Below are 23,191 nucleotides of genomic sequence, written 5' to 3'. Positions count from 1 at the left end.
CAGCTACAGTTCCGACGCGGGCACGCCGACGCCCAGGATGACCGGGGCGGATGCGCCCCTCTTCTCCTCCCGGACCGCCGGGGCTGCCTCATCCGCCGTGACGGTATACTGCGCCGCCTGCGGCTCGGAGCGGCCTGCCGACGGTGCGGTCACCTCTGCCGCGCCCTGCGGGCTGCTGGCGGCCCGGCGGCGGCGCGCCGGGCGTGCGGGGGCGGCGGCCGACTGCTGCGGGGCATTCGCTGCGGCCTTGTGTTCCTGCTGCCGGACGGCTTCCCTGCGCGGCGGTTCCTGCCGGTCGCGGGCTGCCGGCTGTTCCTGCGCTTCCGGCTTGTCCTGGGCGGCAGGCTGTTCCTGCCCTGCCTGCTGGTCCTGGCGGCCTGCCGGACGATCGTGCGCCACCGCTGAAGCCACCTCGTTGAAGGCCTCGGTGAGGCTCTCCAGGGTCAGTGCGGGCTCTTCCTTGGCCGGGCGGCGCCGCTGGCGGCGCGGCACCACTACGGTCTCGCCCTGGATATTCAGGACGGCACCGGGCTCGGTATCAGCGGTGTCAGCAGTTTCCGGGGCGGAAGCGTCACTGCCGTTGCCGGCTGCGTCCACCACCTCGTGCGCCGCGGCGGTTGCCGCAGCGATGGTGGCGAGGGCCGCACGGGCCGCTTCGGCCTTGGCCTGGCGTTCCGCATCCTCCTGCACCGGCTCCTCCACAGCGGGCAGCTCGGCTGAAGGTGCGGCCTGTGCACGGTCCCGGTTGCGGTTGCGCTTCCGGTCCCCGCGGGACTGCTTCTCCTGCTTGAGGTGCTGCTGGTGGTTGTCCTCGCCGACGGCATGTCCGGCATGGTTGGACGACGCGGGGGTGTGGCTGGTGCTGCGGCGGTGCTCCACCGGAACATCCTGCGTCACCACGCCGCGGCCGTCACAGTGCTCGCAGGTTTCACCGAACACCTCGAGCAGGCCGGTACCCATCCGCTTGCGCGTCATCTGGACCAGGCCCAGCGACGTGACCTCTGCCACCTGGTGCTTGGTCCGGTCCCGGCCCAGGCATTCCACCAGGCGGCGGAGCACCAGGTCGCGGTTGGCTTCCAGGACCATGTCGATGAAGTCAATGACGATAATGCCGCCGATGTCCCGCAGCCGCAGCTGGCGGACCACCTCTTCGGCCGCCTCCAGGTTGTTCTTGGTGACGGTTTCTTCCAGGTTGCCGCCGCTGCCGGTGAACTTGCCGGTGTTGACGTCCACCACGGTCATTGCTTCGGTGCGGTCAATCACCAGGGATCCGCCGGACGGCAGGAAGACCTTGCGGTCCAGCGCCTTGGCGATCTGCTCGTCGATGCGGTGGGCGGCGAAGATGTCTTCGTCCTTCTCCCACTTCTCCAGGCGCCCCACCAGGTCCGGAGCAACGTAGGTCACGTAGGCCTCGATGGTGTCCCATGCCTCGTCACCGGAGACCACCAGCTTGGAGAAGTCCTCGTTGAAGACGTCGCGGACCACCTTGATGGTCAGGTCCGGTTCGCCGTACAACAGCTCCGGCGGCAGCGTCTTGGTGGACTTTGCCTTGGCGTCGATGGTCTCCCACTGGGCGCGCAGGCGGTTGATGTCATTCATCAACTCTTCCTCGCTGGCTCCCTCGGCCGCGGTGCGCACAATGACGCCCGCGTTCTCCGGCAGGTGGTCCTTGAGGATCTTCTTGAGCCGGTTACGCTCCACGTCCGGCAGCTTGCGGGAAATACCGGTCATGGAGCCGCCCGGCACGTAGACCAGGTAGCGTCCGGGCAGGGAGATCTGGCTGGTCAGGCGGGCGCCCTTGTGGCCTACCGGATCCTTGGTGACCTGCACCAGCACCGAGTCGCCGGACTTCAGCGCCAGCTCGATACGACGCGGCTGGCCGTCCAGGCCGGCCGCATCCCAGTTGACTTCGCCGGCGTACAGCACGGCGTTGCGGCCGCGGCCGATGTCGACGAAGGCTGCTTCCATGCTCGGCAGCACGTTCTGCACCTTGCCCACGTACACGTTGCCGATCAGTGAGTCCTGCTGGGTGTTGGAGACAAAGTGTTCAGCCAGCACGCCGTCTTCCAGCACGCCGATCTGGATCCGCTCGTCACGCTGGCGGACAATCATCTGCCGGTCCACGGACTCGCGGCGGGCCAGGAACTCGGCCTCGGTGATGACGTGGCGGCGGCGTCCCGATTCGCGGGATTCGCGGCGGCGCTGTTTCTTGGCTTCCAGCCGCGTGGAACCCTTCACGCTGGTCACGCGGTCCGACGCCGGCGCATCAGCGTGGGCGCGCGGGGCACGGACCCGGGTCACTGTGTTGGGCGGATCATCGTCCGCTCCCCCGGTCAGTTCCAGATCGGCATCGCCGCGGCGACGGCGACGGCGGCGGCGGGAGGTCACGCCGTCGGACTCGCTGTCTTCGGGACCGGTGGAGGCGCCCTCCTCCGAGTTGCCCTGGGCGGCGTCGGCACCCTGGCGGCTGCGGCTGCGTCGGCTCCGGCGGCGCGAACGGCCGGATTCCTCGGGTTCTTCCTCCGTTTCCGCCTCATCGGCGTGCTTCACCACGGGCAGGGTCCGCACCGCCGACAGATCGGGGGCGTGGAAGAGCACCGAGGTGGGCGATTCCGGAACGGTGAACGGGTCCAGTGCCGAGGACGGGGCGGCAGTGTCTGCGTCTTCCGGGCTTTCCGCGCCGGTGCCTTCGGATCCGTTGGCTTCGGATCCGTTGCCTTCGGCAGCGGCCGGGAGGACGGGTTCGGCAACAGCCTTGGTTTCGGCAACGGGTTCCGCTGCTGCTTCGGCGGAGCGTGCCGGTCCGGCAGGCTTGCCGGCGCGGCGGCGGGTGCGGGTCTTGGGTGCCGGGACCTCGGCTTCCGCCGGCGCTTCCGGGCCGGCAGCCAGGGTTACCGGAACAGCCTCGGGCTCTTCGGCCTGCGGGCTTGCCGCAACCGGGCTTTCCGCTGTTTCAGCGGCGGCGGGAACTTCAGCTGTCGGCTTCTTGGCGGTGCTGCGGCGGCGGCGCACCGGCTTCATCGGGAGTTCCTCAGCTGCCACGGCGGCTGCTCCTGCTTCCAGCTGTACCTGGCCGGCGGCGTCGGATGCGCCCTCGGCTGCGGCTTCCGGAGTTTCCTCCGGTGCCACGGGTGCTGCCTTCTTGCGGGGCGCACGGGTGCGCTTGGGCTTCTCCGCCGGTTCGGCTGCGGTTTCGCCCCCGGATCCGCTCACCGTGGCAGGCACAGCCGTGCCGGTTGCGGGTTCCCCCTCCGGCTGGCGGGCCGGGGAAGTCACGGGCGAGGATGACTTGCGGCGGGTGCGCGGTGCCTTCTTGACGGGTGGCTGCTGCGCCTGCTCCGCGGGAGCGTCCGCTGCCGTACCTTCTGCAACTGGTTCATTGGTCAAGTCGTTCTGGTTATTCATTTAGGCCTATGCTCCGGCCCCGGGGCACTGGCCACATTCCAATGCCCAAGGGCAATGTGTCGGCTGTGCGGTGGCATCGCAGCCTGCCCGCCAGCCGGAAGTCGTCTGGATGTCGTCCGAGGTCGCGCCGACTGTGGGGCGCGGCATCACTCGAAGACCAGCGGCGCTTTTCCTGCTACCTATGCGGAACGGATAACTACGTTTCGGCTATGGGCAGGTCTGGCCGGCGGATTCCCTGGGTCCCATCCGGATTGATGGGCGAGCTGCACGGGAAGCGTCACCGACAGAACCGGAAGCCTGTCGCTGGACCGGTGACGGAATGTGGTTCCGTCAACAGCCAAAGTCATTATCTCATACAGCCGTCTTTTTGGCCCGTACCTGCGCATAGACTCGACGCAGACAACAACTTCCGTTTCCCCCTCCGTAAAGGAGCTTTCGTGCCCTCCAGAGCAGCCAGTTCATCCACCGGCACCCGTCCGGCTGAATCCGATCCCGTCCGGGACACCGCCGGCCAGGCGGCACCGCCGGAACGCGCCGCCTTCATCTGGACACTGCTGGTGACGTCAGTGGTCGGCTGGATCGCCTCGGGGATCCTGGTCATCGAACGCCTGCACGTCTACGCGGACGCCAATTACATCACCAGCTGCGACATCAGCCCGTGGGTCTCCTGCGGCACGGTGTTCCAGACCTGGCAGGCCTCACTCTTCGGCTTCCCCAACCCGCTGATCGGCATTGTGGCCTTTGCCGTGGTCATCACCACCGCCATGGGGCTGCTGGCACGGGCCCGCTTTGCACGCTGGTACTGGATCGGCCTGCAGATCGGCGTCACCCTGGGCATGGTCTTTGTGGTCTGGCTGTGGAGCCAGGCCCTGTTCGACATCTATGTCCTGTGCATTTACTGCATCGTGGTGTGGGCAGCCATGATTCCACTGTTCGTCTTCACCACTGTCCGCAACCTGGCCGCAGGTGTCATTCCGGCCCCGGCCGGACTGGTCCGGTTCCTGGGCGAGTGGGCCTGGGCCATCGTTGTCCTGCTGTGGGTGGCTACAGCGGCGTCGATCTTCTTCCGCTTCATGAATTCCTTCATCGGCAGCTGACCGGCTGCAGCGAATACCGCGGGCGGTGCCGGACGTGGTCCGGCACCGCCCGCCGCACTATTGCGGCATGCCCCAGGCCAGGACCACCGCAACGTCCTGGTCCGCCCAGGTGGCCTGCAGCGACGGGTCGGGTGCCGTGCGTCCGTCCAGGTCCAGCAGCCGCACCACGGAGAGCTCCCAGCCGCTCTGGGTGATCACGGACACCGCCCAGTCCTCAGGCTCCGACGCCGGTGCATCGACCAGCTCGGCGCCGTCGGGCATCCCCGTACTGAAGACCCGCATCGACTCGGGCAGCAGCTCACGCACCCCGTTCCGCTCGGTGTACTGCGGCGCCTGCCCCTGCCGGGAGAACAGCGCCGCTTCCAGCGCTGCGGCGTAGACCGGATCCCCGGCGGCGTCATAGACCCAGCGGCGCCCCAGCACGGAGTGCTCCATTTCCGTGATCAGGAACCGCTCGGCACCGTCCAGCGGCGCACCCCGGTAGGTCAGGGGAACCTGCACGGTATGCGGGCCGGCGGCCACAATGAGGGTTTCAATGCCCACCGCGCCCTCCGGATCGTCGAACCGGAAGGATCCGAGCTTCCTTACCGGGACCGGTTCGCCGGCCGGAAACCATACGGCTCCCGGCAGCCATTCTGAAATCAGTTCCATTTTGTCCGGACGCAGCTCCGCGTCGTAGATGAGTGCCATGCGCACAGCATATGCGCCCCGGGACCGGGACGGCTGGAATATCCCCCCACGGTTTCCGGTTGCCGCCAAGGAAAGGTACGGGACCGTTTCCGTACCGGCTACAGCTAGGAGATCCATGCTCAGGACAACACCAACCTCCCCCGACCGGCCGCGCACCGCACTGGTTGCCGGCGCCACCGGAATCGCCGGGGCAGCCCTCGTGGACCTGCTCGCAGCAGAAGGGTGGACCGTACTGGCGCTCTCCCGCAAGGCCGGCGGCAGCGGCGCGCCCCGCCCCGGCGTCGTCCCCCTGGCCGCGGACCTGACCTCTCCGGAAAGCCTGGCGGCCGCGCTGGCGGACACCCGGCCCAGCCACGTCTTTTTCACGTCCTGGTCCCGGCAGGACACGGAGGCCGAGAACATCGCGGTCAATTCCGCCATGGTCCGCAACCTCCTGGGCGCCCTGGAACACGCTCCCCTGGAGCACGTGGCCCTGATGACCGGGCTCAAGCACTACATGGGCCCGTTCGAGGCCTACGGCGAGGGCCCCATGCCGGACACCCCGTTCTCCGAGGACGAGCCGCGCCTGCCCGTGGAGAACTTCTACTACGCCCAGGAAGACGAACTGACGGCGGCGGCGCAACGGCAGGGCTTCGCCTGGTCGGTCCACCGCGCCCACACGGTCATCGGCTTCGCCGTCGGAAACGCCATGAACATGGGCCAGACCCTCGCTGTGCAGGCCACCCTCTGCAAGGACCTCGGCTTGCCGTTCGTCTTCCCCGGCTCCGAAACCCAGTGGAACTCCGTCACCGATATGACCGACGCCGGCCTGCTCGCCGAGCACATGCTCTGGGCGGCCACCGACCCGAACACGGCCAACGAGGCCTACAACGTGGTCAACGGCGACGTGTTCCGCTGGCGTTCGCTCTGGCCCCGGCTGGCGCGGGAACTCGGAGTGGAGCCCGAGGGGTTCGACTCCGTTCCCCGGCCGCTTGAACAGCAGATGGCGGACATGGCCGACGCCTGGAAGGACCTGGCGGTACGGCACGGGCTGGCCGAAACCGAGTTGGACCGGCTGGCGTCGTGGTGGCACACGGACGCGGACCTGGGCCGGAACGTGGAGGTCCTGACGGATATGAGCAAGAGCCGGCTGGCCGGGTTTACCGGCTACCGGCGCACGGAAGATGCTTTCCGGGCACTCTTTGACCGGCTGCGGGACGAACGCCTGATTCCGTAGGCGGAACGGCAAAGGGCCGGCACCACGGTGCCGGCCCTTTGCTTTTTGCTGCTGTTGTTACTTGAACCAGATGCCGATTTCCCGGGCAGCGGACTCCGGAGAGTCGGAGCCGTGGACCAGGTTCTGCTGCACGGCGGTGCCCCAGTCGCGGCCGAAATCGCCGCGGATGGTGCCCGGTGCCGCCGTCGTCGGATCGGTGGTGCCGGCCAGGGACCGGAAGCCTTCGATGACGCGTTCCCCTTCGAGGACCGCGGCGACAATGGGACCGCTGAGCATGAACTCGACCAGCGGTTCGTAGAACGGCTTGCCCTGGTGTTCCTCGTAGTGCTCTTCGAGGATGGCGCGGGTGGCTTCGGTCTTCTTCAGCTCCGCCACGGTGTAGCCCTTGGCCTCGATCCGCGCCAGGATGGCCCCGGTGAGCCGGCGCTGGACGCCGTCGGGCTTGATCAGGACAAGTGTGCGCTCGGTGCTCACGGTGTATCTCCTTGGGATGTTCGGTTTTCTGGTCTAAGCCTAGTCGGTTCCCGGGACCGGTCCCGGTCCGGCCTCTTCCGGATGGGCTTTTTCCCACTCGGCCTGCATCCGGTCCCGTTCCCGGTTTTCCCGGTCCAGGCGCAGTCCGGCCCGCAGCCCGTACCACCAGGTGAGCGCGAACAGCACGCCGACCAGGAACATCATCGGCTCCAGGAAACCGGTGGCAATGATTGCCAGCTGCAGGATCCAGCCGATCAGCGGACCCGCGGGCTTGGAGAGCAGCGCGCAGGTGCCCACCAGGGCTGCCGCCAGCAGGATTCCCCCGCCCAGCAGCAGCACCGGGGAGATTGTCCCGCGGTGCAGCCCGAACACGGCAAGGGTTCCGAACAGCACGACGAACGCTTCCAGCGTCAGCACGGTGGAGGCGAACATTACCTTCACGGAGCGGCGCTTCTTGGGCATGCCGGGGCGCCATTCGCGCTGCGCCTTGGTCAGTTTTGCCATATCTGCGAACCTACTTTCCGAGCAGGGTGCGCGCTTCGGCGACCAGGGTGATGGAGCCGACTACAAGTACGCCGCCGGCCAGGTCATTGTTCTCTTCGGCTTTCGCCACCGCCAGCTCAAGGGCGTTGTCCAGCCCGGCTTCGACCTGGATGTCCTCGTCCGCGAACCCGGCGTCCACCGCGTCCTGGACCAGTTCCTCGGCCGGGATGGCGCGGGGCGAGTTGGACTGGGTCAGGACGACACCGCTGACCAGGTCCCCCAGTTGCTCGCGCAGCTCGCTGAGGATGCCGACGGCGTCCTTTTCGGCCAGGATCCCCACCACCAGGACCAAGGTGCTGAAGTTGAAGGCTTCACGCAGCGCCTCGGCCGAGGCCCGGGCGCCGGCCGGGTTGTGCGCGGCGTCCACCACGATGGTGGGCGCGGTACGGACCACTTCCAGACGGCCGGGCGAGGTGACGGTGGAGAACCCGGTCCGCAGCAGTTCGACGTCGAGTTCCTTGGTGCCGCCGCCGATGAAGGCCTCCAGCGCGGCCACGGCCACGGCCGCGTTCTGCGCCTGGTGGGCGCCGTGCAGCGGCACCAGCAGGTCCTCGTAGCGACCGGCCAGGCCGTTGACCGTGACCATCTGTCCACCCACGGCCATGACCCGCGAGTCGACGCCGAATTCGACGCCCTCGAACCGGAACGGGACACCCATCTCGCGGGCCTTGTCCAGCAGCACCGTGGCGGCCTCCATAGGCTGCGCGGCGCTGATCAGGAAGCCGTCCTCCTTGATGATGCCGGCCTTCTCCCAGGCGATGTCCGCCACGTCGTCCCCAAGCAGCTCGGTGTGGTCCAGCGAGATGGGGGTGATCACGGAAACGGAGCCGTCACCCACGTTGGTGGCATCGGTGATGCCGCCCAGTCCCACCTCGATGACCGCCACATCCACCGGCTCGTCCGCAAAGACGGCAAACGCCAGGATGGTCACGGCTTCGAAGTAGGTGAGCCGGGGCTCGCCCGCGGCCTCGAGCTCGCCGTCGACAATGTCCAGGTACGGCCGGATTTCGTCCCAGATCCGCACGAACGTTTCGTCACTGACGGGTTCGCCGTCAATGCTGATCCGTTCGGTCACGCTGGTCAGGTGCGGGCTGGTGTAGCGGCCGGTCCGCAGCCCGTAGGCCCGAAGCCCGCCTTCGATCAGGCGGGCCGTGGACGTTTTGCCGTTGGTGCCGGTGATGTGGATGATCGGGAAGGCCTTGTTCGGCTCCCCCAGTACCTCCATGGCCCGGAACAGCGGGGCCATGCGCGGCTCCATCTTGTTCTCGGGCGCCCGGCTGAGCAGCTCGGCGTACACGCTCTCCACGGAGAAGCCGTCAATGGAACCGGACGGGCGGTCTGCTGCACTCATTAGATCTTCTCCACTGTGACGATGTACTTCTCGGTGTCCTTCTCGTCCTCGGTGACCTCGCGGTCGCCGACAACAATCAGGTCAGCAGTCAGCGTTTCGGCCTTGATCAGGCTGATGTTCGCTTCCAGGGCGGCCGCTTCGGCCTCCCCGGTGCTGATCCGGGTGCGGATGCGGTCGCTGATGTGCAGATCCGCATCCCGGCGGGCCTGCTGGACCGCACGGATGCCGTCGCGGGCAATGCCCTCGGCGGCCAGCTCCGGGGTGACCTCGGTGTTCAGCACCAGGAAGCCGCCGCCGGGCAGCACGGCCACGGCCTTGGTCGATTCGCCTTCGCCGGATTCCACCACGGTTTCCAGGGTGTACTCGTGCTTTTCCAAGGCCAGTCCGCCCGCGGTGACCGTGCCGGCGTCGTCCACCGACCAGTCGCCGGACTTGGCGGCCTTGATGGCGGTCTGGACGTTTTTGCCCAGCCGCGGGCCGGCGGCGCGGGCGTTGACCACCAGCTTCTGGCTGATGCCGAACTCCGCCGGGTCGGCAGACGCGGCATCCACCAGCCGGACGTTCTTCAGGTTCAGCTCGTCGGCGATGATGGCGGCGAACTGGCCGGAGAGGGCTTCGGCGTCAGGGGCGACGACGGTCATTTCCGAAAGCGGCAGGCGGACGCGCAGGTTCGCACCCTTGCGCAGCGAGGAACCCACCGAGGCGATCCGCCGGGTGAGGTCCATCCGCTCCACCAGGTCCGGATCCTTCGGGAACAGCTCCGCATCCGGCCAGTCGGTCAGGTGTACCGAACGGCCTCCGGTCAGTCCGCGCCAGATTTCCTCGCTGATCAGCGGCAGCAGCGGGGCAGCGACCCGGCAGACGGTTTCCAGGCAGGTGTACAGCACATCGAAGGCCTGGGAATCCTCGTCAAAGAACCGGGTGCGGCTGCGCCGGATGTACCAGTTGGTCAGCGTGTCGGTGTAGGCACGCAGGATCTCGCAGCCTACGGACACGTCGTAGGTGTCCAGGGCGCCGGTCATGTCCCGGACCAGGTCGCCGGTGGCGGCGAGCAGGTAGCGGTCCAGCGGCTCCGTGGAGTCGTAGCGGGCCGTTGCCTCGTAGCCGTTGCCGTTGTTGGCGGCGTTGGTGTACAGGCTGAAGAAGTGCCAGACGTTCCACAGCGGCAGGATGGCCTGCCGGACGCCGTCGCGGATGCCCTGTTCAGTGACGATCAGGTTGCCGCCGCGCAGGATGGGCGAGGCCATCAGGAACCAACGCATGGCGTCGGAGCCGTCGCGGTCCAGCACCTCCGAGACGTCCGGGTAGTTGCGCAGTGACTTGGACATCTTCTGCCCGTCGGAGCCCAGGACAATGCCGTGGCTGATGACGTTGCGGAAAGCCGGCCGGTCAAACAGCGCGGTGGCCAGCACGTGCAGGGTGTAGAACCAGCCACGGGTCTGGCCGATGTACTCCACGATGAAGTCACCGGGGTTGTGGCTTTCGAACCAGTCCGCGTTCTCGTGCGGGTAGTGCACCTGGGCGTACGGCATGGACCCGGAATCGAACCATACGTCCAGGACGTCCTCCACGCGGCGCATGGTGGACTGCCCGGTGGGATCGTCCGGGTTGGGGCGGGTCAGCTCGTCGATGAACGGGCGGTGCAGGTCCGGCTGGCCCTCCTTGTTCAGGGGCAGCCGGCCGAAGTCCGCTTCCAGTTCGGCAAGGGAGCCGTAGACGTCGGTGCGCGGGTAGTTGGGATCGTCGGAGACCCAGACCGGGATGGGGCTGCCCCAGTAGCGGTTGCGGCTGATGGACCAGTCGCGGGCGTTCTCCAGCCACTTGCCGAACTGGCCGTCCTTGACGTTGTCCGGGATCCAGTTGATCTGCTGGTTCAGCTCGACCATGCGGTCCTTGATCTTGGTGACCTCAACGAACCAGGAGGAGACCGCCTTGTAGATCAGCGGGTTCCGGCAGCGCCAGCAGTGCGGGTAGCTGTGCTCGTAGCTGGCCTGGCGCAGGAGGCGTCCCTCGGCCTTCAGGACACGGGTGATCGGCTTGTTGGCGTCGAACACCTGCAGGCCGGCAATGTCCTCCAGCGCCGTCTGCGCGAACATGGGCAGGAACTTGCCGCCCTCATCCACGGAAAGGATCACGGGGATGCCGTTTTCCTCGCAGACCTTCTGGTCATCTTCGCCGTAGGCCGGTGCCTGGTGGACAACACCCGTACCGTCGGTGGTGGTGACGTAGTCGGCCGTGACAATCCGCCACGCGTTCTCCGTCCCCCACTTCTCCGTGTCGGTGTAGATGTCCCACAGCGGTGCGTAGCGGATCCCGGCCAGGTCCTTACCCTCGTGGACGGCGGTGACCGCCGCGCGGGCGGCGTCGGCGTCGTCGTAGCCCAGGTCCTTGGCGTACGAGCCGACCAGGTCCTCGGCGAGGAGAAAGCTCCCCTCGCCCGCCTGCGTTCCCTTGGGGCCCGCGGGTACGACGGCGTAGCGGACCTCGGGCCCGACGGCGAGGGCCATGTTGGTGGGCAGGGTCCAGGGCGTGGTGGTCCAGGCGATGGCCTTGACCCCTGCAAGCTCGGCGGAGAGCGGGGTGCCGCCGTCGAGCAGCGGAAAGGTGACCGTGACCGTCTGGTCCTGGCGCATCTTGTACACGTCGTCGTCCATGCGCAGTTCATGGTTGGACAGCGGCGTCTCGTCCTTCCAGCAGTACGGGAGCACCCGGAAACCGCTGTAGGTCAGGCCCTTCTCGTGCAGGGTCTTGAAGGCCCAGATGACCGATTCCATGTACTCGACGTTGAGCGTCTTGTAGTCGTTTTCGAAGTCGACCCAGCGGGCCTGGCGGGTGACGTAGTCCTGCCACTCACCGGCGTACTTCATCACGGAGGCACGGCAGGCATCGTTGAACTTGTCGATGCCCATCTTCTCGATCTGGACCTTGTCGCTCATGCCCAGCTGCTTCATGGCTTCCAGCTCGGCCGGCAGGCCGTGGGTGTCCCAGCCGAAGCGGCGCTCAACGCGGCGGCCGCGCTGGGTCTGGTAGCGGGCCACCAGGTCCTTGACGTATCCGGTCAGCAGGTGGCCGTAGTGCGGCAGGCCGTTGGCGAAGGGAGGACCGTCGTAGAAGACAAATTCGTTGTCACCGTCGCGGCCGGCGGGGCGGGCATCAACGGAGGCCTGGAACGTGCCGTCCTTGTCCCAGTACTTCAGAACGCGTTCTTCGAGTTCCGGAAACCGGGGAGAGGAGGGAACGGCAGCGCCGTCGCCGGTGCTGGCTTTGGGGTATACAGAGGGCATATTCGACATCCTGGTAGCGGCAAGTAAATCTGGCTGTAAATACAGGATGCGAGGGCGGCGTTTCCAAAACCGGTCCGAAAACCGGCGGATAACCGCGGTACCACCTCGCTTGCCGCCGTGTGCACGCATGTGCCCGCGACTGCCGCTCATTGACTGCTGTGACGGGCTTACCCGTCCGGTTCTACTGGGCTGCCCTGTCGATGGGTATCGGCGGGGCGGCTGTTCTTCCGGAAGCTCACCGGTGATGGCCGGGTCAGTGCTGCTTCGGACAAGTTTAGGCCACGTGCGCGCCGGATGTCGAAGAGCCGCTCGCTGCGGGCAAACCGGCCGGGGCAAAACCTGCCCCGGCCCCCTCCTACTGCCCGGTGCGGATCACTTTGTGCTGGGCCGCCTGGGCCAGCGGGCGCAGCACCACCTGGTCAAGGTTCACGTGGTGGGGCAGGTTCAGGGCGAATGCCATCACCTCGGCCACGTCCCGGGCGGTCAGCGGCTTCTCCACCCCGGCGTAGACCTTTTCGGCTGCGCCGGCGTCGCCAAGCCGGTTCAGGGAGAACTCCTCGGTGTGCACCATGCCCGGGGCGATCTCGATGACGCGGACGTTGTGCTCGGCTTCCTCCAGCCGGAGGGTCCGGGCCAGCATTTCCTCGCCCGATTTGGCAGCGCAGTACCCGGCGCCGCCCTCGTAGGCAGTGGATGCCGCCGTCGACGTCAGCAGCAGCACCGAGCCGCGCCCGCTCGCCCGCAGTGCCGGCAGGAACGCCTGGGTCATCCGCAGGGCGCCCAGGACATTCACGTCATACATCCGCTGCCAGTCGGCCAGGCTGCCTTCGGCCACTGAATCCAGCCCGAAGGCGCCGCCGGCATTGTTGATCAGGGCGTCCACTCCCCCGCCGGCCAGGACCTCTTCGGCCAGCCTGGCCACGGAAGCGTCGTCGGTGACGTCGGCCGGCATGGCCACGGCACCCGTCTCGGCGGCGAGCGCCTCCAGCTTGTCCCCGCGGCGGGCCACGGCCACCACGTCCCAGCCGGTGGCACGCAGTGCGCGCACGGCGGCAGCTCCAATGCCGGCACTTGCTCCAGTGACGACGGCCCGCTTCGGTGTGATCTCAGTCATGGGGATACTCTAGCCAGCCTTCGCCGCTTCCCCGTTTTCGTTACGGGCTGGTTCGTGGAGTCAGGGCCAGGTTCGCGAACGGCGGCCCGGGTCCCAGGTTTGGCAGGTGCGCTGCACCAGTTCAACGAAACGGTCCGGGCTGTACAGGACCATTTCGGCCGTGATGCGCAGAGTGACCCATCCACCAGAGGATGAGCAGTTCCAGCGTTGCCTGTCTTTCCGATATTCCGTACGCCCGCTGTGGAAGGCGTAACCGTCAACCTCAAGGATCAGCCATCCATCTATGAGGAAGTCCACGCGCCCGACTCCGGGGAGCAACACTTCCTCCTGAAGGCGGAAACCGGCGGTAAGGAGGTGGAACCGGGCACAGACTTCCAGAGGGGAGCGAGTAGTCCGACGTACGGTGTCGAGCAGCCGCGCAATTCGCCAGTCTCTCGGCCCGGAAAACTCCTGTTTGAGTTTTTCCAACCCCATGGCGTTGGAGACCACAGCGGACTCGGCAATTACCAGGGCTTCCACACTGGGAGGACAGCGGAATGCGTCGCGGATGATCTCCCGCGGCGCTGCTATCAGCCGGTGACCGGAGCGGCGGCCGCGGTGCACCACTGCGTCCGGGAGGGCGAGTGCCCGGTCGCAGCGCAGATGCGTCAGGCTGGCAGGTGCCAGAACCCACCAGTCCAGTAGGGCCGCAGCAGAAACACACGACAGTGTCGCCCCGTTGCGCGCTGCCTCAACTAGGGCCGGCTCGGCACCCTCCAACGCGACGAGGCCCCGGCCCACCCGGTGAATCAGCCCGGCCCGCAGGGCCGCATCCACCTGCCCCTTGGGAAACCCGTTTGTCGTGAGGGTCATTCTCCGGGCCACGCCGTGCCTGGACCTGAGGAATGCCTCGAGTTGCCGCATTTACCCACCCTGGCAGCTGCACTCATCGACTCGGTGGGAAGTAGGCCTTCAGGTGTATGGACGGACTCCCCTGCCCCGTTCCGGTTGGATGTGGAGGGACAGCCGTGAACCCCGGCGGCCTGAGCCTGCCTCATCCTGCCCGTCGTTCCCACACTCTGTGACTGCTGCTACCGCTGGGGTCACAACAGTCACACCCTTACCGAAGCGTGGGCAGTACGGCATCAGCCGCTTCCTCCGGCGCCCGGGCGGCCTGAGCCTGCCTCATCCTGCCCGTCCTTCCCACGCTCTGTGACTGGTGTTACCGGTGAGGTCACAACAGCCACTTCCCTACCGAAGCGTGGGAAGCACGGAGGCCCCGAGTCACGCCCCTCCCCGCGAGGTCCGCCTCTGGCGCCCCTCCCGACTGCCAGGCCGCCCGGCGCCCCGAGCCCCCTACGCTCCCGGGCCGGGCACGGCAAGCAGGTAGTCCCTCAGGATTACTGCCTCGTTCTGCTTCTCATTCCGCGCCCCGTAGAGCAGTACGGTGTCGGGACGGGACCGGCACTCGAGGTCGAAGTCCGCCACCAGTGGATTCTCCGCGAGTTCACCCCGGTACCGGTGCACAAACTCTTCCCAGAGCTCCGGACGGTGACCGAACCACTTGCGCAGGTCCGTGCTGGGCGCGAGGTCCTTCAACCATTCATCCAGCCCGGCTTTCTCCTTGGATATGCCCCGCGGCCAAAGCCGGTCCACCAGCACCCGGAAGCCGCCGTCGGGCGGTTCGTAGATCCGGCGGATCCGCACGTTCCAGGCGGAGGATTCACTGTCAGCGGCCATACCGGGATGCTACTGCCGGGCCGCACCCACCGGACAGTGCCTCAGACCATAGGCCTGCGTGGAAGAATGGAAACCATGGCTGAACATATCCCGGGCACAGACACGCCCGACAACGCACCCAAGACCGTATCCGTTCCCGACAAGCCCGCCCTCGAGGGGCTGGAGTCCAAGCTGAGCCGCCGCTGGCGCGAGGAGGGAACCTACGCGTTTAATCCGGACACCGTCCGGGAGCAGGTCTACTCCATTGACACTCCCCCGCCCACGGCCTCCGGTTCGCTCCACGTGGGACACATGTTCTCCTACACGCAGACCGACGTGATGGCCCGCTACCAGCGGATGACCGGCAAGAACGTGTTCTACCCGATGGGCTGGGACGACAACGGCCTGCCCACCGAGCGCCGCGTGCAGAACTACTACGGCGTGCGCTGCGATCCCACCAAACCGTATGACCCGGACTACCGTCCCCCGGCCAAGGCCGCCAAGAACCAGCGTGACTTCGACGTCGTCTCCCGCCGCAACTTCATCGAGCTGTGCGAGGAACTGGCTGTTGAGGACGAAAAGGTCTTCGAGGACCTCTTCTCCACCCTGGGCCTGTCGGTGGACTGGAACCGCACCTACCGGACCATTGACGACCACTCGCGCGCCGTCAGCCAGCGCGCCTTCCTGGACAACCTGCGTGCCGGCGATGCCTACATGGCCGAGGCCCCTACCCTCTGGGACGTCACCTTCCGCACCGCTGTGGCCCAGGCCGAGCTCGAGGACCGCGAGCAGCCCGGCGCCTACCACCGGGTGAGCTTCCACGCCCCCGACGGCGAGAAGATCTACATCGAAACCACCCGCCCGGAACTGCTGCCGGCCTGCGTGGCCCTGGTGGCACACCCCGACGACGAGCGGTACCAGCGCCTGTTCGGCACCACGGTGAAGTCCCCGCTGTTCGACGTCGAGGTGGAGGTGAAGGCGCATCCGCTGGCCAAGCCGGACAAGGGCTCCGGCATCGCCATGATCTGCACCTTCGGCGACCTGACCGACGTGACCTGGTGGCGTGAGCTGAACCTGCCCACCCGCGCCGTGATCGGCCGCGACGGCCGCATCCTGGCCGACACCCCGGAGTGGATCGCCACCGATACGGCGAAGGAAAACTACGCCGCCATCGCCACCAAGACCGTCTTCAGCGCCAAGGAGGCCGTGGTCGAGATGCTGCGCGAAAGCGGCGACCTCGACGGCGAACCGAAGAAGATCACCCACCCGGTCAACTTCTTCGAGAAGGGCGACAAGCCCCTCGAAGTGGTTACCAGCCGCCAGTGGTACATCCGCAACGGCGGACGCGACGAGGAACGCCGCGAACGCCTGATCGCCCGCGGCAGGGAAATCGACTTCCACCCCGCCTTTATGCGCTCACGCTACGAGAACTGGATCGAGGGCCTGAACGGCGACTGGCTGGTCTCCCGCCAGCGCTTCTTCGGCGTTCCCGTCCCGGTCTGGTACCCGCTGGATGCCTCGGGCAACCCGGACTATGACAACCCCGTCCTGCCCGACAGCGCCTCCCTGCCCGTGGATCCGGCCGCCGAACCGGCTCCGGGCTACACGGAAGAGCAGCGCAACCAGCCGGGCGGCTTCATCGGCGACGCCGATGTGCTCGATACCTGGGCCACGTCCTCGCTGACCCCGCAGATCGTGGGCGGCTGGAGCGTGGAGGAAGACCTCTTTGCCAAGGTCTTCCCGTTCGACCTGCGCCCGCAGGGCCACGACATCATCCGGACCTGGCTCTTTTCCTCCGTGGTGCGCGCGGACGCCCTGAACGCCGCCGCCCCGTGGAAGCATGCCGCCATCTCCGGCTGGATCCTGGACCCGGACCGGAAGAAGATGTCCAAGTCCAAGGGCAACGTGGTGGTCCCCACCGATGTCCTCAACGAGTACGGCTCCGACGCCGTGCGCTACTGGGCTGCCTCGGCCAAGCTGGGCGCGGACACCGCCTACGAGATTGCGCAGATGAAGATCGGCCGCCGGCTGGCCATCAAGCTGCTCAATGCCTCCAAGTTCGTGCTGAACCTGGGCGCCACGGAGAAGAACGTGGCGCTGGACGACGCGTCGGTCATCACCAACGCCCTGGACCTGTCCCTGCTGGCGCAGCTGGCCGACGTCGTCAACGCCGCCACCAGTGCCTTTGAGCGCTATGACTACGCCAAGGCGCTGCAGCTGACCGAGTCCTTCTTCTGGTCCTTCACGGATGACTATGTGGAGCTGATCAAGGACCGCGCGTACGGCGCCGCAGGTGACGCCGAGCAGGCATCGGTCCTGGCCACCCTGGCCACCACGCTGGATGCCCTGCTGCGGCTCTTCGCCCCGTTCCTGCCCTTCGCCACCGAAGAGGTCTGGGGCTGGTGGCGTGCCGGTTCCGTGCACCGTGCGCCCTGGCCGAACGTGGACGGTCTGTCCGCCGCGGTGGCCGACGCCGATGCCGGGATCCTCGGCACCGTTGCCGCCGCCCTGGGCGGGATCCGCAAGGCGAAGTCCGAGGCCAAGGTCAAGCAGCGCACCGAGGTCCTCAAGGCCACGGTCACCGCTGCGGAGGGCGCTGTGGCCCGGCTGCGTGCAGGGCAGGCCGACCTGAAGGCCGCCGGTAACGTGCGTGAGCTGAACCTGTCCGTCGGCGAGGGCGAACTGGCCGTCTCCGACGTTGAACTCGCACCGCCTGCCGAATAAGCAGGTGAGCAAAAAGGCCCGCCCGGGTGATCCGGGCGGGCCTTTTGCGTGCTCCCGGCATCCTCCGGGACATCCGGAGGGCAGCCAGAAAGCTTCAGTCGAAGCGGGGGCTTTCGGTGCGGCTGCGCTTGAGTTCGAAGAAGGCGGGGTTGGAAGCCAGCATCACGGCGCCGTCGAACATGGCGCCGGCCTCCTCGCCGCGCGGGATGCGGGTCAGCACCGGGCCGAAGAACGCGGTGCCGTTGAAGGCCACCACGGGGGTGCCGACGTCGTCGCCCACCTTCTCGATGCCCTCCTTGTGGGAGGCACGCAGCTGCGCATCGTATTCGTCGGTATCGGCGAAACGGGCCAGTTCGGCGGGCAGGCCCACCTCGGCCAGCGATTCGCGGATTACGGCCGGGAAGTCATCGTTGCCGCCCACATGGATGCGGATGCCCATGGCGTCGTACAGCTTCTTGATGTACTCCGTACCGTGCAGTTCGGAGGCGGCGATGATGACCCGGACCGGACCCCAGGCCAGGTCCATCCGCTTCCGGTAGTCCTCGGGAAGGTCGCGGCCCTCATTCAGGACCGCCAGGCTCATAACGTGCCAGTTGGTGCGCACGTCGCGCACCTGCTCCACCTCGCCCATCCAGCGCGACGTGACCCACGCGAACGGACACATCGGATCGAACCAGAAATCGGCAGTGGACGCGGAAACGTCTGCACTCATGGGAATCTCCTTCAATGGTCGAAGACGGCGCAGTCCGCCGCGGTCAGTACCGGGTGCAACCGCCCCTTAGGCTGATTTGTTCCGCCGCTTGGTGGCCACCGCATGGGAGATCAGCGTGGGTTCGGCCTTGTTCTCCACCGTGTCCGCCGTGATGACCACGGTGGCGACGTCGTCGCGGCTGGGCAGGTCGAACATGACCGGCAGCAGGACTTCCTCGAGGATGGCGCGCAGGCCGCGCGCGCCGGTGCCGCGGGCCAGGGCCTGGTCCGCGATCGCGTCCAGCGCGCCCTGCTCGAAGGTCAGTTCAACGCCGTCGAGCTGGAACATTTTCTGGAACTGCTTGACCAGGGCGTTCTTCGGTTCGGTGAGGATCCGGATCAGCGCGGTGCGGTCCAGGTTGGAAACCGTGGTGATGACGGGCAGGCGGCCGATGAATTCGGGGATGAGTCCGAACTTCAGCAGGTCTTCGGGCATGACCTCGGCGTAGGAGTCGGTACCCTTGGCCGTTTCGTTCAAAGGTGCACCGAAGCCGATGCCCTTGCGTCCGGAGCGGGATCCGATGATCTCTTCCAAGCCGGCAAAGGCGCCGGCAACGATGAAGAGCACGTTGGTGGTGTCGATCTGGATAAATTCCTGGTGCGGGTGCTTGCGGCCGCCCTGCGGTGGCACGGAGGCCACCGTTCCTTCCAGGATCTTCAGCAGCGCCTGCTGGACACCTTCGCCGGATACGTCACGGGTGATCGACGGGTTCTCGCTCTTGCGCGAAATCTTGTCGATCTCATCGATATAGATGATGCCCTGCTCGGCCTTCTTCACGTCGTAGTCGGCGGCCTGGATGAGCTTGAGCAGGATGTTCTCCACGTCTTCGCCCACGTAGCCGGCCTCGGTCAGCGCGGTGGCATCGGCGACGGCGAAGGGAACGTTCAGCCGGCGGGCCAGGGTCTGCGCCAGGTAGGTCTTGCCGCAGCCGGTGGGGCCGATCAGGAGAATGTTGGACTTGCCGATTTCGACGTCGTCGCCGGCAACGGCATCCGAGAGGTTCCCGGTGCTGCGGGTGGCGTGTCCGGACTGGATGCGCTTGTAGTGGTTGTAGACCGCGACGGCGAGGGAGCGTTTGGCCGGCTCCTGGCCGATCACGTACTCCTGCAGCGCGTCGAAGATTTCCCGCGGCTTGGGCAGCTCGAAGGTGCCCAGGTCAGCGACCTCGGAAAGTTCCTCTTCGATGATCTCGTTGCAGAGATCGATGCATTCGTCGCAGATGTACACGCCGGGGCCGGCAATGAGTTTGCGCACCTGCTTCTGGCTCTTTCCGCAGAAAGAGCACTTGAGCAGATCCGTGCTCTCACCAATGCGAGCCATAGTTCAGTCCCCTTAGATGGTCCTTCAAAAAGCGGTTACGCAGCTCAAGCCAGCCAACCATGTTCCACTCTAGGACACTTGGAGGAGCTATTCAGCAACCAAGCGGCCCGTGGTGCGAAATTACGCACCACGGGCCGCCCGGTTCCGGCTTACATCTTGTTGATGGCCGGCGTCTTGATCTTGCGTGAATCCAGTACCTGGTCAATCAGCCCGTATTCCAGGGCGGCATCTGCGGTCAGGATCTTGTCCCGCTCGATGTCGGTGTTGACCTGCTCGGAGGTGCGGTTGGAGTGCAGCGCCAGCGTGTCTTCCAGCCAGGTGCGCATCCGCATGACCTCGGCGGCCTGGATTTCCAGGTCGGAGGCCTGCCCGCCCTGTCCGCCGGACAGTGAGGGCTGGTGGATCAGCACGCGGGCGTTGGGCAGCGCGAGGCGCTTTCCCGGGGTGCCCGCGGCCAGCAGCACGGCGGCGGCGCTGGCTGCCTGGCCCAGGCAGACCGTCTGGATTTCCGGACGGATGTACTGCATGGTGTCGTAGATGGCCGTCATGGCCGTGAACGAACCGCCGGGCGAGTTGATGTACAGGGTGATGTCGCGGTCCGGGTCCGTGGACTCAAGGACCAGCAGCTGGGCCATGATGTCATCGGCGGACGCATCGTCAACCTGGACGCCCAGGAAGATAATGCGGTCCTCGAACAGCTTGGTGTAGGGATCCTGGCGCTTGAAGCCGTAGGGCGTCCGCTCTTCGAACTGCGGCAGGACGTAGCGGCTGGTGGGCATCTGCGGTGCTGCGGCGGAGCCGGCGGTGCCGAAGTTATGGTTCATGAATTACTCCTGAAGTCTGCAAATGGAGGGGTGGCAGTCCGCGGACCCTAGTCCTCGTCCTTGCCCTCTGCCTGGTCCTGGTTGGTTCCGCCGCCGCCGGTTACGCCGCCGGCATGGGCGGAGATCTTGTCGAAGAAGCCGTATTCCAGGGCCTCCTGCGCGGTGAACCACTTGTCTCGGTCGTTGTCCCGGAGGATCGTCTCGACGCTCTGGCCGGTCTGTTCCGCGGTCAGTTCCGCCATCACGCGCTTCATGTTCAGGATCAGTTCGGCCTGGATCTTGATGTCGGAGGCCGTGCCGCCGATACCGCCGGAGGGCTGGTGCATGAGGATGCGGGCGTGCGGGGTGGCGTAGCGCTTGCCCTTGGTGCCGGAGGACAGCAGGAACTGGCCCATGGAGGCAGCCAGGCCGGTAGCCACGGTCACCACGTCGTTCGGGATGAACTGCATGGTGTCGTAGATCGCCATGCCGGCCGTCACCGAACCGCCGGGAGAGTTGATGTAAAGGTAGATGTCCTTCTCAGGGTCTTCCGCTGACAGCAGCAGAAGCTGGGAGCAGATCGCGTTGGCATTCTCGTCCCGGACTTCCGAGCCCAACCAGATGATCCGCTCTTTGAGCAGGCGGTTGTAGATGTAGTCGTCCCGGCCGGCCGGGTCCACCGTTGCCATAGTGGGTGTGTTCGGTGCAGTTGCCATACTGAGTGACCTCTCGCTCTGGCAGGAACCAGGTGCTGGCCGTGCCAGCTGCTCCTGCCGTTTGTCTCTTCTAGGACACTAGCCTGTCCCGGCCCGGCTCTGCTGCCGTTTCGCAGGCTGTTCGCTGACGGCGCACGATGTGCGTCACAGCCGGGTGTGGGCCCCGCGACGGCCGCCGCCGGGGCTTAAACAACCGCGCCGCCGCCCTTTCGGACGGCGGCGCGGACGGTTCCGTGGAACCGGAAAGGCTAGGCCTTGTCTTCGTTCTGCTGCGCTTCGACTGCCTCGACGGGAGCTTCCTCACCGGCGGGACGGACGAATTCACTCAGGTCGATCTCGGCACCGGTGGTATCGGTGACCTTGGCGAGCTCCAGGACCTTGGCGAGGGCCTTGCGGCGGCGTACTTCGCCAACCATCATCGGAACCTGGCCGCTCTGGTCGATCAGCTGCGCGAACTGGTTCGGATCCATGCCGTACTGGCTGGCGCTGGAGACGATGTAGTCAATCAGTTCGTTCTGGTTGACGCCGATTTCTTCCTTCTCCGCCACGGCGTCAAGGATGATTTCGTTCTTGAAGGCAGCCTCGGTGTTGGCGCGGACCTCGGCGCGGTGCTCTTCGGTGTCGTGGTCGGCACCGGAGGCCTGGGCGCTCTCGGAGTTGAAGTGCTGCTCGATCTGCTCTTCGATGACGGATTCCGGGACCGGAACCTCAACGAGTTCCAGCAGCTTCTCCAGCACCTTGTCGCGGGCTTCGACGCCCTGCTCCATCAGCTTGGACTCGGCGGCACGCTTGGTGAGGTCCTCGCGGAGTTCACCGATGGTGTCGAACTCGCTGGCCAGCTGGGCGAAGTCGTCATTGGCCTCGGGAAGCTCGCGCTCCTTGACGGCCTTGACCGTAACGGTGACCTCGGCGTCGGCGCCTGCATGCTCGCCGCCGGCCAGCTTCGTGTTGAAGGTGGCGGATTCGCCGCTGCTCAGGCTCGTAACGGCCTCGTCCATGCCCTCGAGCATGGTGCCGGCGCCTACCTGGTAGGACAGGTCAGCGGCGGAGTCGACCTCTTCACCGTTGACCTTGGCAACCAGGTCCATGGTCAGGAAGTCGTCGGCCACGGCGGGGCGGTCAACGGGCTTCAGCGTGCCGAAGCGGCTGCGCAGCTCGTCCAGCGCCTTGTCGACGTCGGCGTCGGAGGCTTCGGCGGGCTCAACGGTGACCTCGAGGCCGGCGTAGTCGGGCAGTTCGATTTCCGGGCGGATGTCCAGTTCGACGGTGAAGACCAGCTGGCCCTCGTCGGAAGCGGGGTCCGGAACTTCGGTGATTTCAACCTCGGGACGGCTCAGGGGGCTGATGCCGGTCTCCTGGACGGCTTCAGCGTAGAAGCCGTTCAGTCCGTCGTTGATGGCCGTCTCGAGGACGTAGCCGCGGCCTACGCGCTGGTCGATGATGCGGTTGGGAACCTTGCCCTTGCGGAAGCCCGGGACCTGCACCTGGGTGGCGATGGTCTTGTAGGCCTCGTCGATGCTCGGCTTCAGTTCCTCGAACGGAACTTCAACGTTGAGCTTTACCCGCGTGGGTGTGAGGTTTTCTACAGCGCTCTTCACAGCGTAAGTTCTCCTGAGGGTTCTGGGGGTGGTCTGCACCATGGTTATACAGAGTCGGGGTGACAGGATTTGAACCTGCGACTTCCTGCTCCCAAAGCAGGCGCTCTTCCAAGCTGAGCTACACCCCGTCAGTGCACCTGACAGCCTACCTGCCCTGAAGCGGGTATGACGAATTCCGCTGCCGCCGGTGGCGCTCCGGCCCGGCAGGCGACACGCTCAGCTGCCTCGCCGGGGCCCGGTCCCGCACCGATTACTCACGGCCGGTTTTCCCGTGCTAAGGTAAAACCTGCCTTACGGCGCCGGGGATGTAGCTCAATGGTAGAGCCTCAGTCTTCCAAACTGATTACGCGGGTTCGATTCCCGTCATCCCCTCCACTTTAGAAGGGCCTTTCGCACAGCGAAAGGCC

Annotated in this window: 17 protein-coding genes and 2 tRNA genes; 4 read left to right on the top strand and 15 right to left on the bottom strand. The window is 66.4% G+C overall.

Annotated elements, in window-relative coordinates; translation table 11 throughout:
• Positions 1-3 precede the first annotated feature (3 nt).
• The gene (locus tag AC5RUF_RS03700) at positions 4-3,405 is read right to left on the bottom strand and encodes an Rne/Rng family ribonuclease (RefSeq protein ID WP_494129748.1); all 3,402 of its coding nucleotides are present in this window, start codon (positions 3,403-3,405) and stop codon (positions 4-6) included.
• A 437-nt stretch (positions 3,406-3,842) separates the two neighbouring features.
• On the opposite strand from AC5RUF_RS03700, the gene AC5RUF_RS03695 reads away from it, so the two are divergent.
• Positions 3,843-4,502, top strand: coding sequence for a vitamin K epoxide reductase family protein (locus tag AC5RUF_RS03695; protein ID WP_494129747.1), 660 nt, complete (start codon positions 3,843-3,845; stop codon positions 4,500-4,502).
• Positions 4,503-4,559: 57 nt separating this feature from the next.
• Here AC5RUF_RS03695 and AC5RUF_RS03690 read toward each other — a convergent pair whose 3' ends face one another.
• The gene (locus AC5RUF_RS03690; RefSeq protein WP_494129746.1) at positions 4,560-5,192 is read right to left on the bottom strand and encodes a CG0192-related protein; all 633 of its coding nucleotides are present in this window, start codon (positions 5,190-5,192) and stop codon (positions 4,560-4,562) included.
• A 115-nt stretch (positions 5,193-5,307) separates the two neighbouring features.
• Between AC5RUF_RS03690 and AC5RUF_RS03685 the strand changes: the two genes are divergently transcribed.
• Positions 5,308-6,408, top strand: coding sequence for an SDR family oxidoreductase (locus tag AC5RUF_RS03685; protein ID WP_494129745.1), 1,101 nt, complete (start codon positions 5,308-5,310; stop codon positions 6,406-6,408).
• 57 nt (positions 6,409-6,465) lie between these two features.
• Here the strand turns inward: AC5RUF_RS03685 and ndk are convergent, their stop codons facing one another.
• From ndk to AC5RUF_RS03650, 7 genes are all read right to left on the bottom strand, one after another.
• A complete protein-coding gene (gene ndk / locus AC5RUF_RS03680; protein ID WP_227901569.1) occupies positions 6,466-6,882 on the bottom strand; it encodes a nucleoside-diphosphate kinase in 417 nt (138 codons plus the stop codon).
• 39 nt (positions 6,883-6,921) lie between these two features.
• Positions 6,922-7,386, bottom strand: a complete 465-nt coding sequence (locus AC5RUF_RS03675; RefSeq protein ID WP_493996957.1) for a DUF4233 domain-containing protein — start codon at positions 7,384-7,386, stop codon at positions 6,922-6,924.
• Positions 7,387-7,396: 10 nt separating this feature from the next.
• Positions 7,397-8,776: a bifunctional folylpolyglutamate synthase/dihydrofolate synthase gene (locus AC5RUF_RS03670; protein ID WP_493996958.1), complete on the bottom strand. Its 1,380-nt coding sequence runs from the start codon at positions 8,774-8,776 to the stop codon at positions 7,397-7,399.
• On the bottom strand, positions 8,776-12,069 hold the full coding sequence (gene ileS, locus AC5RUF_RS03665) for an isoleucine--tRNA ligase (RefSeq protein ID WP_494129744.1): 3,294 nt from the start codon (positions 12,067-12,069) through the stop codon (positions 8,776-8,778). Before ileS ends, AC5RUF_RS03670 begins: the two co-directional genes overlap by 1 nt.
• A 346-nt stretch (positions 12,070-12,415) precedes the next feature.
• Entirely contained in the window at positions 12,416-13,174 is a 759-nt protein-coding gene (locus tag AC5RUF_RS03660; RefSeq protein ID WP_494129743.1) for an SDR family oxidoreductase, read from the bottom strand.
• Between the two features lie 60 nt (positions 13,175-13,234).
• On the bottom strand, positions 13,235-14,077 hold the full coding sequence (locus AC5RUF_RS03655) for a putative endonuclease domain-containing protein (RefSeq protein WP_494129742.1): 843 nt from the start codon (positions 14,075-14,077) through the stop codon (positions 13,235-13,237).
• Positions 14,078-14,509: 432 nt separating this feature from the next.
• Positions 14,510-14,893 carry a DUF488 domain-containing protein gene (locus AC5RUF_RS03650; protein ID WP_494129741.1) on the bottom strand — a complete coding sequence of 128 codons (384 nt, stop codon included), beginning with the start codon at positions 14,891-14,893 and terminating at the stop codon, positions 14,510-14,512.
• A 75-nt stretch (positions 14,894-14,968) separates the two neighbouring features.
• Between AC5RUF_RS03650 and valS the strand changes: the two genes are divergently transcribed.
• Positions 14,969-17,596 (top strand): valine--tRNA ligase, encoded by a 2,628-nt coding sequence (valS, locus tag AC5RUF_RS03645; RefSeq protein ID WP_494129740.1) that lies wholly within the window; start codon positions 14,969-14,971, stop codon positions 17,594-17,596.
• 94 nt (positions 17,597-17,690) lie between these two features.
• Here valS and AC5RUF_RS03640 read toward each other — a convergent pair whose 3' ends face one another.
• The 6 genes from AC5RUF_RS03640 to AC5RUF_RS03615 all read right to left on the bottom strand — a co-directional run bounded on the left by AC5RUF_RS03640 (position 17,691) and on the right by AC5RUF_RS03615 (position 22,912).
• Positions 17,691-18,308: a mycothiol-dependent nitroreductase Rv2466c family protein gene (locus tag AC5RUF_RS03640; protein WP_494129739.1), complete on the bottom strand. Its 618-nt coding sequence runs from the start codon at positions 18,306-18,308 to the stop codon at positions 17,691-17,693.
• 66 nt (positions 18,309-18,374) lie between these two features.
• On the bottom strand, positions 18,375-19,667 hold the full coding sequence (gene clpX / locus AC5RUF_RS03635; protein ID WP_494129738.1) for an ATP-dependent Clp protease ATP-binding subunit ClpX: 1,293 nt from the start codon (positions 19,665-19,667) through the stop codon (positions 18,375-18,377).
• Between the two features lie 149 nt (positions 19,668-19,816).
• Entirely contained in the window at positions 19,817-20,491 is a 675-nt protein-coding gene (locus tag AC5RUF_RS03630) for an ATP-dependent Clp protease proteolytic subunit (protein ID WP_227901554.1), read from the bottom strand.
• Positions 20,492-20,538: 47 nt separating this feature from the next.
• A complete protein-coding gene (locus AC5RUF_RS03625; RefSeq protein WP_227901586.1) occupies positions 20,539-21,159 on the bottom strand; it encodes an ATP-dependent Clp protease proteolytic subunit in 621 nt (206 codons plus the stop codon).
• Between the two features lie 275 nt (positions 21,160-21,434).
• Complete coding sequence (gene tig / locus AC5RUF_RS03620; protein WP_494129737.1) at positions 21,435-22,784, bottom strand: trigger factor; 1,350 nt, start codon at positions 22,782-22,784, stop codon at positions 21,435-21,437.
• 54 nt (positions 22,785-22,838) lie between these two features.
• Positions 22,839-22,912: transfer RNA gene (locus tag AC5RUF_RS03615), tRNA-Pro, on the bottom strand.
• 173 nt (positions 22,913-23,085) lie between these two features.
• Here AC5RUF_RS03615 and AC5RUF_RS03610 point away from each other — a divergent pair.
• Positions 23,086-23,159: transfer RNA gene (locus tag AC5RUF_RS03610), tRNA-Gly, on the top strand.
• The last annotated feature ends 32 nt before the right edge of the window (positions 23,160-23,191 follow it).

The organism is Arthrobacter sp. Y3224198, from assembly GCF_059090025.1.
The sequence above is the reverse complement of the archived record's forward strand: the minus strand, read 5'-3'. Positions and strand labels throughout refer to the sequence as shown.